General features: G+C 40.8%; 13 protein-coding genes. 8 read left to right on the top strand and 5 right to left on the bottom strand.

The annotated features are described in order from the left end of the window. Positions 1-6: 6 nt before the first annotated feature. The 3 genes from ileS to murJ form a co-directional block, all read right to left on the bottom strand. Positions 7-2,832 (bottom strand): isoleucine--tRNA ligase, encoded by a 2,826-nt coding sequence (gene ileS / locus J8L98_RS08610; protein WP_210996094.1) that lies wholly within the window; start codon positions 2,830-2,832, stop codon positions 7-9. Positions 2,833-2,853: 21 nt separating this feature from the next. Continuing rightward, positions 2,854-3,780: a bifunctional riboflavin kinase/FAD synthetase gene (ribF, locus tag J8L98_RS08605; protein ID WP_192506721.1), complete on the bottom strand. Its 927-nt coding sequence runs from the start codon at positions 3,778-3,780 to the stop codon at positions 2,854-2,856. An 80-nt stretch (positions 3,781-3,860) separates the two neighbouring features. Further along, a complete protein-coding gene (gene murJ / locus J8L98_RS08600) occupies positions 3,861-5,429 on the bottom strand; it encodes a murein biosynthesis integral membrane protein MurJ (RefSeq protein ID WP_348771899.1) in 1,569 nt (522 codons plus the stop codon). 365 nt (positions 5,430-5,794) lie between these two features. Here murJ and rpsT point away from each other — a divergent pair, with 365 nt between their 5' ends. Next, on the top strand, positions 5,795-6,055 hold the full coding sequence (gene rpsT / locus J8L98_RS08595) for a 30S ribosomal protein S20 (RefSeq protein ID WP_010362279.1): 261 nt from the start codon (positions 5,795-5,797) through the stop codon (positions 6,053-6,055). Between the two features lie 59 nt (positions 6,056-6,114). On the opposite strand, the gene J8L98_RS08590 is transcribed toward rpsT, so the two are convergent. Then, entirely contained in the window at positions 6,115-6,498 is a 384-nt protein-coding gene (locus tag J8L98_RS08590) for a response regulator (RefSeq protein WP_010362280.1), read from the bottom strand. 93 nt (positions 6,499-6,591) lie between these two features. On the opposite strand from J8L98_RS08590, the gene J8L98_RS08585 reads away from it, so the two are divergent. From J8L98_RS08585 to smrA, 3 genes are all read left to right on the top strand, one after another. Further along, positions 6,592-7,032, top strand: a complete 441-nt coding sequence (locus tag J8L98_RS08585; RefSeq protein WP_210996093.1) for a hypothetical protein — start codon at positions 6,592-6,594, stop codon at positions 7,030-7,032. Positions 7,033-7,132: 100 nt separating this feature from the next. Beyond that, positions 7,133-7,375, top strand: a complete 243-nt coding sequence (locus J8L98_RS24835; protein ID WP_225738292.1) for a hypothetical protein — start codon at positions 7,133-7,135, stop codon at positions 7,373-7,375. Positions 7,376-7,433: 58 nt separating this feature from the next. Next, the gene (gene smrA, locus J8L98_RS08580) at positions 7,434-8,015 is read left to right on the top strand and encodes a DNA endonuclease SmrA (protein ID WP_210996092.1); all 582 of its coding nucleotides are present in this window, start codon (positions 7,434-7,436) and stop codon (positions 8,013-8,015) included. A gap of 236 nt (positions 8,016-8,251) precedes the next feature. On the opposite strand, the gene J8L98_RS08575 is transcribed toward smrA, so the two are convergent. Then, positions 8,252-9,172 (bottom strand): glyoxylate/hydroxypyruvate reductase A, encoded by a 921-nt coding sequence (locus tag J8L98_RS08575; protein WP_210996091.1) that lies wholly within the window; start codon positions 9,170-9,172, stop codon positions 8,252-8,254. Positions 9,173-9,334: 162 nt separating this feature from the next. On the opposite strand from J8L98_RS08575, the gene J8L98_RS08570 reads away from it, so the two are divergent. The 4 genes from J8L98_RS08570 (at position 9,335) to J8L98_RS08555 (ending at position 14,367) form a co-directional block, all read left to right on the top strand. After that, complete coding sequence (locus tag J8L98_RS08570; protein WP_192506717.1) at positions 9,335-11,044, top strand: GNAT family N-acyltransferase; 1,710 nt, start codon at positions 9,335-9,337, stop codon at positions 11,042-11,044. Positions 11,045-11,313: 269 nt separating this feature from the next. Beyond that, positions 11,314-11,724 carry a TlpA disulfide reductase family protein gene (locus J8L98_RS08565; RefSeq protein WP_225738291.1) on the top strand — a complete coding sequence of 137 codons (411 nt, stop codon included), beginning with the start codon at positions 11,314-11,316 and terminating at the stop codon, positions 11,722-11,724. Between the two features lie 118 nt (positions 11,725-11,842). Continuing rightward, positions 11,843-13,924: a TonB-dependent receptor gene (locus tag J8L98_RS08560; protein WP_210996090.1), complete on the top strand. Its 2,082-nt coding sequence runs from the start codon at positions 11,843-11,845 to the stop codon at positions 13,922-13,924. A 179-nt stretch (positions 13,925-14,103) separates the two neighbouring features. Continuing rightward, positions 14,104-14,367 carry a GrxA family glutaredoxin gene (locus J8L98_RS08555; RefSeq protein WP_192506714.1) on the top strand — a complete coding sequence of 88 codons (264 nt, stop codon included), beginning with the start codon at positions 14,104-14,106 and terminating at the stop codon, positions 14,365-14,367. Positions 14,368-14,542: the final 175 nt, after the last annotated feature.

Genomic DNA, 14,542 nt, shown 5'->3' with positions numbered 1-14,542 from the left:
ATACTCCTATGCAAACTGACGCTGTTCGCCGTCACCTTCAACGTTAGTAATACAACGACCACACATATCAGTATGTGTCTCGTGACTACCCACATCATCGCAATAGTGCCAACAACGCTCACACTTTTGAGCGTCGGTTGCAGCAACAGTGATAAACAAGCCATCGATTTCAGAGGCAATTGCATCTTCCGGTTTGTTACTCGCAGGTGCCATAGTCACTTTCGACGTAAGTAATACAAAACGTAGCTCATCACCTAGCTTTTGTAGTCCACTCGCTAAATCGCCATCAGTGTAAAGTGTCACTTCAGCCTGCAACGTCGCGCCAATGACTTCTTCTTTACGTGCACTCTCTAACACACGGTTCACTTCATCACGCACAGCAAGTACACCTTGCCAATATTCATTGCTTAACTGTCCTTCAGAGGCATCGTTAAGGCCTTCATACCATACATCAGTAAATACAAACTGGCTGCGCTTACCTGGTAATGCCTGCCAAATTTCTTGTGCCGTAAAGCTCATGATTGGCGCCATCCAACGGGTCATTGCTTCGGCAATATGATAAAGTGCTGACTGACATGAACGACGTGCATGGCTATCACTCTTTGCTGTGTACTGACGGTCTTTAATGACATCTAAGTAGAATGAGCCAAGCTCACCTGTACAGAAATTCATTAGCTTCTGAGTCACTACCAACATTTGATAGTTATCATAAGCTTCCAAAATTTCGGTTTGCAATTGCGCAGCTCTTGATACAATCCAACGGTCTAGCTCAACCATATCATCAATTGCCACTAAATCTGTCTCAGGGCTGAACCCGCTTAAATTCGACAATAAATAGCGACTCGTGTTACGAATACGGCGATAACGATCAGCTGAGCGTTTAAATATTTCATCTGATACCGTCATTTCTGCGGTGTAATCCGTTGATGCCACCCATAAGCGTAAAATATCTGCGCCAAGCTTGTTCATAATGTTCTGTGGAGAAATAACATTACCTAAAGACTTTGACATCTTACGGCCGTTTTCATCAACAGTGAAACCATGAGTCAGAACTTGTTTATATGGTGCATGACCATTAATAGCAACAGAGGTCATCATTGACGACATGAACCAGCCTCTGTGCTGATCTGAACCTTCAAGATATAGATCTGCTGGGCCTGTCAGCTCTTCTCGTGCATCCACTACACATGCATGTGATACACCAGAATCAAACCACACATCTAAAGTGTCTTGCACTTTCATATATTGCTCAGCGTCGTCACCTAACAGCGTTGCCGGATCTAAGTCATACCACGCTTGAATACCTTTGCCTTCAACTAAAACAGCAACTTGCTCAATAAATTCTTCAGTATTTGGGTGCAAAGCGCCAGTGTCTTTATCTACAAATAGTGCAATTGGCACTCCCCACGTACGTTGACGAGAGATACACCAGTCAGGACGCCCTTCAACCATGTTTGCAATACGGTTTTCGCCCCATTCAGGTAGCCATTGTGTCTTAGCGATTTCATTTAAAGAGTCTTGGCGTAAGTTAGCCTGATCCATACTCACAAACCACTGCGGTGTTGCTCGGAAAATAATTGGTGTTTTATGGCGCCAGCAATGTGGATAGCTATGCTGCAACGCATGGTGATGCATTAATGCGCCTTTTTCACTCAGCACTTCAATCACACTCGCATTAGCCTTAAACACGTGTTGACCGCCAAATAATGGCGTATCAGGGAAATAAACACCGTTTGCGCCAACTGGGTTTGCAACTTCTAACCCATACGCTAAACCAGCGCTGAAATCCTCTTGACCATGGCCAGGTGCTGTATGCACAACCCCAGTACCCGAGTCGGTAGTTACATGCTCAGCGACAATTACTGGCACATCGAAGTCATAAAATGGGTGTGCAACACGCAAGTTCTCAAGGGTTTGACCTTTAACATACCCTAATACGTGAAAATGGTTAAAGCCAAAACGGTCCATTGCATCTTTGACTAGCTCAGATCCTAAGATTAGACGTTGAACTTTACCTTCATCTTCCACTTGAACAAGTGCATATTCCAATGCCTCATGTACAGCAACCGCACGGTTTGCCGGTAATGTCCATGGCGTCGTAGTCCAAATCACGGTGCCTACACTGCCTTCACCTTCATGACCTTCGGCTAAATCAAACGCAGCTACTACCGCAGCTTGGTCTACAAAGTCAAACTTTACGTCAATCGCCGGAGATTGTTTATCTTGGTATTCAACTTCTGCTTCAGCCAATGCCGAGCCACAGTCAGTACACCAATGCACAGGCTTTGCACCTTTATGCAAATGACCACTTTTAATGATACGACCTAACACTCGAATTGCATTTGCTTCAAAGTCAAAGTTCATCGTCAAATAAGGTTTGTCCCAGTCACCAAACACACCTAAGCGTTTAAAGTCAGCTTTTTGACCTTCGACTTGCTTTTGCGCATAAGCACGGCATTTCTCACGAAACTCGGCAGCGGTCACTTTTTTACCAGGCTTGCCCACTTTTTTCTCTACCTGTAGCTCGATTGGCAGACCATGACAGTCCCACCCAGGTACATACGGCGCATCAAAATCAGATAGTGTTTTCGACTTAATAATAATATCTTTAAGGATCTTATTTACCGAGTGACCTAAGTGAATATCACCATTCGCGTACGGAGGGCCATCATGCAAAATAAATGGCTTCTTACCTTTTTTCGCGCTGCGGATCTGACCGTATAAGTCTTGTTCGTACCAAGTTTTCAACATTTTTGGTTCGCGTTGCGCTAAGTTACCACGCATTGGAAACTCAGTTTCCGGTAAATTCAGAGTGTGTTTGTAGTCGCTCATTTATCCTAGTTTCCGTATCGGCTACTTAAAATTAAAACATTGCTTAGCGTCAGCAACATCTGTTGCTATTTGCGCTGTTAACTGCGGCAATGTATCGAATTTTTGTTCATTGCGGAGCTTTTTAACCAGCTCCACTTGCATAAAATGTCCGTAAACATCTTGATTAAAATCAAACAGGTGTACCTCTAACAAGGCCTTGGTGCCATTTAGCGTTGGTTTTGTACCAACATTAGCCACACCTTTGTACTGCTTGCCATTTAAATTGACCCGAACAGCAAAAACCCCTTGTACGGGGATCACTTGTCGCTTTAACGCTATATTCGCAGTGCGAAAACCAAGTTCTCTGCCTTTTTTCCAGCCATGGATAACTCGGCCTGCAATGGTATATGTGTGGCCTAACATTTGATGTGCAGTATCTAAGTCGCCTTTTGCTAGCGCAGCTCTTATCAGAGTACTACTTACCCGACAATCATCGCGGCGTAAACTGGCCGTGCTTTTTACATGCATCGAGACGGACTCACCAATCTCTTTAAGCATATTAAAGTCACCTCGACGTGCATGACCAAATTTAAAGTCATCACCTACCGTTAAAGCCTTCACTCCAAGCTTTTCAACTAATATGTGCTGAACAAAATATTCTGCACTTTGCTGAGCAAATTGTTGAGTGAAACTCACACAAATCACGCGATCAATATCGAGCTTTGCTAACAAAGCCAACTTATCTCTTAATCGAGTTAGCCTTGCCGGTGCTTTATCTTTGGCAAAAAACTCTTGCGGCTGACGCTCAAATAACATAACTGTACTTGGCAAATTGTAGCGCTTAGCGTCTTGTACAAGGCCTTTTAAAACCTCGACATGTCCCAAGTGCACACCATCAAAGTTACCTATCGTTAACACACAACCAAAGTGATGGGGTCGAATGTTATGGATGCCTCTGATCAGCTGCATTACGTCATAGCCTTAATTGCGTGAATCTTCAAAGTGCCCGATTATACCCAAGTTGCCTAAAAATGCGAACTTCTGCATGATTAAGCACGCACATCTTTTATCGTTCTTAGCCTGACACCAAATACAAACATCAGAAGGAAATAAACAAACATCGCCAACACCAACAATCCAACCAGTAGCATGACTTGTTCAGGCAGTAACCATGTATGCCATAAGTATTTACTACTTACATACCATACACACCCGGCCATTATACTCGCTGATACGATACATTTGGCCGCAAACCAGAGTGTAAAGTTCGACATCACAAATACCCCCTGTAGTTTCAACTTTCGATATAAAAGGTAAGCATTACAACTGGCTGAAAGTGATGTTGCCAATGCCAGCCCCAAATAGCCAATAAAAGGAGCCAGAGCAATGTTAAATAGCATATTTAATACCAGTGTGATGATACCTATTTTCACTGGTGTTTTGGTGTCTTGGCGTGCATAAAACCCGGGCGCGAGTACTTTGATCAACATAAAACTCACAAGCCCTACCGAGTAAGCCACAACGCCAAGGCTCACAGCCTTAACATGATCTATCTCTGTGTCGGAAAATGCACCATGATCAAACAGAACAGTGATAATTAGGGGGCTTATCACCATTAACCCAGTCATTGCTGGGAAACCTAAGAAAAGCACAAAACGCACTCCCCAGTCTAAGGTAACTTGAAAATCATCCACCGCGTCATTAGCATGCAACTTTGATAAGGCTGGTAAAATCACCGTGGCGATCCCAATACCAAACAAGCCTAATGGAAACTCAATTAAACGATCTGAGTAATACAGCCATGCAATAGACCCTGTAACCAAAAGCGACGCTATTACCGTATCTAATAGCAAGTTAATTTGGCTAATAGAGACACCAAACATTGCTGGCAGCATCAGTTTTCGTACTTTTGTTACTTCAGGTGAATGCCATGCAAAGGTCGGCTTTTGCAACATTCCTAATCGAAACAGAAATGGGATTTGAAAGAGTAGCTGAGCCAAACCACCTACAAATACCCCAATTGCTAACGCATAGGCACCATTTTCAAACATGTCATGTAATAAAATAGCACAGCCAATAATTGCAATATTAAGAAGTACAGGTGTAAATGCCGCTGCAGCAAAGCGATTGTATACATTAAGTATCGCACCACTTAACGCAACTAAACTAACAAAAAATAAGTAGGGGAAAGTGAACTTTAACAATGTACTGGCAAGTTCAAACTTTTCAGCGTTTTCTCCACCATGCCACCAATCGATAAACCAACCCGTCCCAAACAACGCCGCAATTATTGGAGAGCCAATGACCCCAACTAACGTAACACACAGTAAAATTGTGCCTAATGTTCCCGCTGCTTGGCCAACAAATACCCTTACTTTATCATCACCATGCTGCTCTTTAATTTCAGATAGCACTGGGACAAACGCTTGTGCAAACGCTCCTTCCGCAAATAGCCGACGCAAAAAGTTAGGGATTCTGTTAGCAAATAAGAATACATCAGCAGCTAATCCAGCTCCAAGTAAATTAGCAACTACTGCATCTCGAATTAAGCCCATAACCCTTGAAATCATCGTCATGGCGCTTACTATCATGCCTGATTTAAACAACCCCTTCGCCACATTTAACTCCAAAAATAAAAAACACGTAAATTATGCCATAGTCTTTTGCTTATGTTGATATCATCAACTTGAGCTTTGCCTGAATTAGAAAAATTTCTATATCTAACACTAGGTGTAAGAATCAAGATTTGATACACTACGGGCATTAATCACTGGATGCGAGAAACTCACACCGTATTTTTGTGGTTCATGTGCCTGTTAAAGTTGATCGCCAAACGCTAAAAGCCAAGGTTTTCGTCACTACAGGTTACAATTACGAAGAGACAAAGGTCGTGGTGGTCAATATATGTTGACTTTTGCCAATAAAACAGGCATATTCCTCGGCCATTAAATTAAGCTTATTTTAAGATTGTTAGGAGCACACCTTGGCTAACATCAAGTCTGCAAAAAAACGCGCTATCACTAGCGAAAAACGTCGTCAACACAACGCAAGCCGTCGTTCAATGATGCGTACTTACTTCAAAAAAGTACTAGTTGCTATTGAAGCTGGTAATAAAGAAGCTGCAACTGAAGCTTTCGCTGCCGCTACACCAATTCTAGACCGTTACGCAGCTAAAGGTCTAATTCACAAAAATAAAGCAGCTCGTCATAAGAGCCGTTTAAATGCAAAAATCAAAGCTCTATAATCTTTGATTTTATTGTGAATTAAAAAACCGACGAAAGTCGGTTTTTTTGTACCCGGTATTTAAGTTAACTCAAGTTCTGGATAAAACTTCTTCAACATTGCCGCAATTTTCTTTGGTGAGAAAGGTTTAACCACAAACCCCTTCGCCCCTCGCTCAATCGCATCTTTAACATTATCTACGGTTGAATGCGCAGATACCATAACGACATTAATATCAGCATTAATTTGATTTAGCTGGGCAATAATTTCCTTTCCATCACCATCAGGCAATTCAATATCCAAAAATACAATATCAAAGTGCTGTTCTTCACAGGCCTTGATACACTGGGTTGCGGTAGACGCCTCCCTAACGTGGTCAATACCTAAATGCATGAGTGTTTGGTGCAAAAAACTACGAACTGTTCCTACATCATCGACTATTAAAATTGAGATTTGCTGTTCCATTATCCTTTCCCGTAGGCTGCCAAACTAAAATAAGCTATTATAAACATAATAGATCTATTATAGAGTCCTGCAACCAAAAGGCCATACACAGGTATGTCAAAGCAAGCAAAAAAACAATCTTTACTCGGGCAAACGCAGCGTAAACAGTCAACCCGTAAACCTGCAAAGAAAAACAAAGCACCAACGCCTTCAGCACAAACGTCTATCGCTTCAGACGTCCCCTCTTCCGACGTTAAGAGTAAGAAAAAAATATGGGTTGGTTTATCGCTTGTGACGTTACTCATTATTCTTTTTCCTAAACCTCAACTGATAACTTACGAAAAGTTAGGGTTAGTCGCACAAAGTATCTACTGGTCAGGTTTGCCTGGGTATGATCCTGTCCTTTTAGACTCAAAGCTCCACCCCCGCTCAGCATTACATCAAAACATTCTTTACTTATGCGTTGATAAAAATAACCCATCTACTTGTCAAAGATACCAAGTCATAGAACAAAAAGGGGTTATTCCCGCACTTCTTAAACTCATTTTAGATTAAAAAAACTAATCTGAAATATATAAAAATAATCGCTTGATGCATGATTAAAGGATCACCATAATGGCGCTCCTTTAATCAACTATGGAAAACCAAACAGACCATGCCCAACGAGTTCAACTGGCTCTTAAACACCATCTTGCTATTATTAGGCTTTGGCGCCTTTTTTATCAATCATTTAACTTTATTACGTGTTGCCGCAGTAGCAGCGTGTAGCCTGTTGTTTCTTTCGTTTAGTCTGGACTTGGTAAATACCAGTGTTGTTTCTAATTTAAGCCTCATACTAATTAATACATTTTATCTATTTAAAGTGTATACATTCGGACAACTAAATCTAAGTCAGTAGTCAAGCGCTGTGAACTAGGTTAAAATTATGGCCATACTCACCTACCAAAGGGTTTTGTATGGCTATGACCGATGAAGAGCTGTTTTTAGCGTCAATGGGAGATGTGACTCCTTTAGCTCATGACAATCAGGCTGAGTTAAGCAAAATAAAAGCCCAGCCGACAATTTCTCAATTAGAGAAGCGTAAAGCTGCTGAGCAAGAATTAGCGTTTGATGTTAACTTCCTCTCTACAGAGTATGTGGATTTACTTGACCCATACGATTTAATAACATTCAAACGACAAGGTGTACAAGAAGGCGTATTTAAAAAGCTGCGCTTAGGGAAATACCAGATCGATGCCACAATTGACTTACATGGCAAACGCTTCAATGAAGCAAGAAAGACGCTTTTTGAATTTATCCTCGATTGCCATAACAATAATATTAGAGTGTTATTGCTGCGCCATGGTATTGGGCTAAAAAGCAAACCAACCCCTGCAATCTTAAAGAGCTACATTAATAAGTGGTTACAAGAAGTGCCGCAAGTATTGTGCTTTCATTCTGCACTGCGTTGTCATGGTGGAAGCGGTTCAACATACGTATTACTGAAAAAAAATGACGAACAAAAAACACAAACCAAAGAAATCTATGCAAAGCGTTAAGTCATTACCACTTAACGCTCAATGCCTATTTATTCCGTCATGTAGCTTGAGTAAATAAAGCAGAAACACCTAGCAGCACAACCGATAATACGACTAATGATAATTTCACCCCACTATGATTACTCTTCATCATCTACACCTTATTATTATTATATTTGATCACACCACATTACTGAATGTAATCAATTCTCTCAAGCTGTTTTTTTATACAGCAAATTAATTTTATTGTAACGGCATCAATAGCCTAAATGCTTGTCTACCGTATTCATTAATGCATTTTTATTGACACAAGCAGTAATATTGTAAACTATCTGCTCACACACAGAACTCATACTCGTCACTGCTGCGCAATGAGGCGTCAATGTAATTAATGGATGTTGCCAAAAAGCATGTCCACTTTCGAGCGGCTCATGATTAAACACGTCGAGTGTTGCTCCAGCTAGTTTTTGGTTATCTAATGCCCAGAGTAAGTCTTCTTCAATAAGATGCTCTCCCCGCGCAACATTTATCAATATGCAATGGTTTGGTAATTGCTCAAACACTTTTCGATTTAAAATACCCGTCGTTTCAGCTGTCAATGGTAATAAGCACACCAAATAATCGAGTTCAAATAAAAATGTCTGGAGTTCATCGATACCTGCAAAACAGTTGATACCACTAATATTTTTTTTCGTTCTAGACCATGCGCTCACTGAGAAATCATTCGCTTTAAGTTTCCTAGCTGCAACTTGCCCCAACTCCCCCAACCCTAAAATGCCAATATGATTATGCTTGAAAGCACGCTTAGGTTTCCAAACCGTTTGATATTGCTTATGTGCATACTCACGTATTCGTAACTTGTGCGCCATTACATGACCCAGAATATACTCAGCCATATCATCAGCCAGATCAGTATCAACAATACGTGTTACCTCTACGTGCTCTGGAATTCGCTGCAATGCGATGCCATCTACGCCTGCACCATAAGACTGCACCACTTGTAAATTTGGCAGTCGATCCCAGATTGATTCTGGGGCATTCCAAGCTATTACAAACTGTACCTTGTCTAAATTTGAACAATTGGGCCATTCATGTATTTCGACACCTGGTAAAGAAGTTCGTAGATTTTGCATTAATTTCGTATTGTCTCGACCTTCAACACACACAAGTACTGACATGTCACCCTCTCTCTATTAACAAAATTTTATTGTAATCAAACCCCCCTTTTATTCATAGTGTGTCAGATATGACAACTGTCATATAACTGCCAGAACATTGCAACAAGGTTGTAACAAGATGTTTTTACTCTGTGCTTACAGTGTACACAACGAGAGTTCACAATGATCAGTGTCGATAAAGTCATCGAAGCAAATTTACCACAACTTGAAAACTCCCCAAAAGTGAAAGGCTTAGTAAAAAAAGGGTTAGGCTATTTACTCCACGAACAAGAATTCATTGCTTTTGCTGATGCATACCCGCACTTGCAGGGAATTGAGTTTGTCGAACAAGTTCTAGATGAACTCGATTTTGACGCCCGATATAAGCCAAAACAGATAGAACATATTCCAAGTGAAGGTAGCATTGTCATTGTCGCAAACCACCCTATTGGCTCCTTAGATGCATTAGCGCTGATCCGTGTTATAGCCAAAGTGCGACCAGACCTAAAAGTCGTTGCCAATCGAATGCTTATGTCGGTTACACCTATGCATTCGTTACTGTTACCCGTCGATAACTTATCTGGAACCAGCCGTCGTACTGAACTTGCCAATATTCAGCAACACCTAAATCAAGAGGGTGCATTACTGATATTCCCAGCAGGTGAAGTGTCTAGATTAAGTGCCACCGGTATAAAAGATTGCAAATGGAACTCTGGTTTTTTGCGCATAGCTAAAAAAGCGAACTGCCCAATCTTGCCAATTTTTATAAAAGCCAAGAATAGTCCGCTGTTTTACGGCACTTCCCTTATTTACAAGCCTCTAGCAAGTTTGCTTTTAGTAAAAGAAATGTTTAAGCAACGCCAAAAATCATTAGAGTTTGAAATTGGTGCGAGTATCCCGCCTGAATCTTACTTAATTGAGAATTTAAAAGATAAAGAAATTGTCAGTCTCATTCGAAAACAGCTTTATCGACTCAATAGCAAAAAATCAGTACCGCTAAAAACGCAGACCCCGATCGCGGTCCCTGAGTGTAAAAAAGAGTTAAAAAAAGCCATAGAAACCTGTGAGTTGTTGGGTCAAACCCAGGATGGAATGCAAATCTACTTATACAATTACCAAGGAAGCTCCGTTATTTTTAGAGAACTCGGTCGACTTCGAGAGATTGCATTTCGTGCAGTGGGTGAAGGCAGTGGGAAAAGACGCGATATAGACCGATATGATATGCATTATCAGCATTTAGTCCTGTGGGATACCGAGCAACTAGAGTTAGTTGGTGCCTATCGCCTTGCCAGTGCTAAACACATAATCGAAGAGCACGGTCAGCAAGGTTTATATACCGACAGCCTGTTTAGTTATACTGAAAAAATGCAACCATACTTTGAACGAGGCTTAGAGTTAGGCCGAAGTTTTGTGCAACCAAAGTATTGGGGTAGGAAAAGCCTTGATTACCTTTGGTATGGCATCGGTGCTTTTGTAAAACGCTACCCAGAGCATCGTTACCTTTTTGGTGCTGTCAGTTTATCAAACTCTTTACCTGATGAAGCAAAAGCTATGTTGGTTTACCATTATCAACATTACTTTTCGCGCCTAGCAAATCATGCCCAACCGAACAATGAATACACCTTATCAAATGCACAAATGACGCATTATAAAAGTTTATTTCATGGTTCAGACATCAAAGAAGATTTTGCAGAGCTCAAACATATTCTCGCCAATATGGGGGCTCAAGTTCCCACGCTATTCAAGCAATATACTGAAATTTGTGACTATGAAGGAGCTAACTTTTTAAGTTTTAGTATTGACCCAGATTTTAATAACTGCATAGACGGATTAGTCTTAGTCGACTTAGAAAAACTTAAACCCCAAAAAGCAAAACGTTATTTAGGGGAGTAATGACAGTACTATGGGGTGAGCAGAGGTTATATATTTCACTTCTGCTCAATCACATAGTCACTGCGCCCATATTGAGTGTCTGCCCCAACTTCGCAATGTTCTGTTACATTTTTCGGTTTTTTGAATGAATAAATAAGTAGTGTTAACTGGTCTTTGTATATTAAGCTGCCCCTAACTCAACTACTCACATAACTATGCTCAAATATATAATACAATTAGGTTTATTAGTTTTTACGTTCACCGCAGTATCGACATATCAAGAACTTGGTATGTTAAAAGAAAATGGAAAAACGAGCGCGCCTTTCTTCTCTTTACCCAAACTCGATGATCCGCAACAACGGATTGACTTAACATCTATTAAAGGAGAACAAACTGTTGTGTATTTTTTCGCACCTTGGTGCAGCATCTGTAAATACAGTATGCCAAACCTAGATAAGCTCTATAAAAATAACGAGCTCAATGCCATTGCGATAGCACTTGATTATCCAGATATACAGAGTGTTCACCAATTCTCTGAAGCGTTAAGTTTATCAATGCCTATCTTATTGGGCGATAGTACTACCGCACAAAACTTCAAAGTAAAGGCTTACCCAACTTACTATGTAATTGACGAAAACCTCAAAGTGGTAGAGCGCTCTGTCGGTTACTCTAGTGAACTCGGTATTAAAATCAGACTGTAAGAAACTGTAGCAACACTCTACAGTTTCTTACCCAAACCTAAAACACTTATACACTCCATTTGGTTACACTGCTGCTGATATTCATTGTTGATTCACTTTTTGCACAGGGACCAAAATAATGTTCAAAGTAACGAATGCTAAGCTCTCACTTGCGCTTTCCCCCATCGTCATATGTATGGCACTCCCAAGTTACGCGGCCGAAGCCGACCAAACTTCTATGGAGCATATTGAAGTATTTTATAAACGCAGTAGTGTTACCAGTGAAATAACCGAAAACACTGAAAAACTAGTCACTATGCCTGGTGCAATGGGTGACCCGTTACGTGCCGTATTCTCTTTACCTGGAGTAGTTGCTGCTGGAGGCTCGATGAGTGAACCTGCGGTACGCGGTTCATCCCCAAGTGATAATATATTTGAAGTCGATTTTATGCCTGCCGGATATATTTTTCACGATTTTGGCAGTTCCATTTTCAACCGCCACATAATTCAAGATTTCCAACTCTACTCTGCTGGGTATGGTACAGGTTATAGTAATGCCACCGGTGCCGTGTTCGATGTGACTTTACGTAATCCAAAGTACCAACCCATTACAACAACTCTTGACTTCACCATGTTTAATGCTGGTATTTTTGTCGAAGGCCAAGCAACCGACAATACCGCCTTTTACTTCTCTGCTCGAAAAAGTACATTACCCTTATTTTTTTCCAAGGGCGAGGAGCTTGAAGATGATGATGGAAAACCTTCAGGGGTAACCATTAATGAGGCACCGGATGACCATGACTATCAGGGAAAATGGCTATGGGATATCAATAACAATAATACACTTACTTTCAATTTCACAGGCGCTGAAGATTCTGCCGCAGCAGGCTTTAATGAGCGAGCCCAATTAGCACAAAAGACCCCTGAATTCCAAGGTGATGCCGTATATATCCGAGAGTTCAATAGTCAAAATTTACTCTGGGATCATTACAACAAACGTTTTCATTTAAGAGTTGCGGTTGGCGCCTTAGATCACTCAGGCCGACTGGAGTATGGTAAACGTGCTAGCTTAAGTAACGGTTTTTTTGAGCAAGAGTCTGAAAAACAATTTACTTACAAAGCCCAATTAAACTACCGCATTAACAAACAACATCGGCTAATTACTGATATGGCTTATTTTGATAATGAAACAACATACAGCTATGACTCTTTTCAATACCTCTGCACAGAACTTGACCCTGATTGTGACATAAAAAAAGGTGAACGTATTACTGGTAAGCAGAAATTTGGGGTCGACTCCGGTTTTATCGGATTGACACACGTCTGGCAAATAGGAGACAAATGGCAAACTGAATTAGGTGGTCAATGGCAACACAATAAGTACACCGATGAAAGTTTTGTATCTCCTCGGCTGGCGATAAATTATTACGTAAGTGATCAAAGCACCATATCTGCCAAATTGGGCCGATATAACCGAATGCAAGATATTGATCATATCGCCCCAGATGTTGGTAATCCTAATCTTAAATCTCAAACCGCTAACCATGCAACTTTAGGATTTAGTCAACAACTAGACAACGAATGGTCATGGTCTTTAGAAGGGTATTATAAAACAATGACCAACTTACCGTTGGCCATTGACGTACACGCGCAAGATGCACACCTTCTTTATAGTAACCAAGTTGAAGGTCAGGCATATGGGTTAGACTTACTAATTAACAAGAACAAAACAGACAATTGGTATGGTTGGATTTCTCTTAGCTATGCAAAAAGCGAGCGGACCGATACACGCCACCATATTACCAAAGACTATTACGCAGATACACCAGTGGTATTTAATGCTGTGTTACAGTATGAAATCAATGAATTATGGCAAGGTGGATTCAACTTTACAGCACGCAGTGGCCAAGCTTATACGCCGATTGTCGGTGTCCGTGAAAACCCTGACTTTGATAACCGCTTTCTACCGGTCTACGGTGATGCATTCTCCGAGCGGCATGACCTATATCATCGCCTAGATATTCGTTTTGAGCGTAAAACAGAAGTATTCGGCCTAGATGGTAAATTAATACTTGAATTGATGAATGCGTATGGGCAAAAAAATGTCAGCAGTATCGACCTAGATTATGACCGAGTTAAGTCGGTAAACGACCTTTATATTGAAGAAGAGGAAGACGACTTTGAAATACGTCCTTCTATTGGCTTTAGCGTCACATTTTAATTTAGGCATCTAGCATGACTATCGTGTCAGGGTTTTAATCTCAAAACCCTGACACATTTACTATTACGGCAAATTCATAAAATCGATTGCGCCTATCGATAAAACTGCCTTTCACATTTATGAAAAAACCTTACACTGTATCCAAGTCAACAAGAATTTATATAAGAGAGTATGAAGCTATGTTTACAGTGATTTTTGGCCGTGATGGCTGCCCATTTTGTGTCCGAGCTAAAGAAGTAGCAGAGCGCTTAAAAAATGAACGTGACGACTTTACCTATCGCTACGTCGATATTATTAAAGAAAACGTCAGCAAAGCGGATTTAGAAAAGTCAGCAGGGAAACCTTGCCCTACTGTACCTCAAATTTTCATTGGTCAAACCCATATTGGTGGATTTACCGATTTTGAAGCCTATGCTAAAGCAGAATTAGGCCTGTATAATTAAAAGTTACGAACTTACCGCACATCAAGCAAAATTAGGGAGTTCGTAAACCTGATGTTAAATACCTCAAACAGGGTTGATTAAAAAACATACAACATCAAGCACATATAAATTAGTTCTAATTTATACAAGCATTTGCTAGTCTTTTCCTATACAATGCGCGCCTCTTTAAAATCGT

The organism is Pseudoalteromonas sp. MMG013, assembly GCF_018100885.1.
Lineage (GTDB): Bacteria > Pseudomonadota > Gammaproteobacteria > Enterobacterales > Alteromonadaceae > Pseudoalteromonas > Pseudoalteromonas aurantia.
The sequence above is the reverse complement of the archived record's forward strand: the minus strand, read 5'-3'. Positions and strand labels throughout refer to the sequence as shown.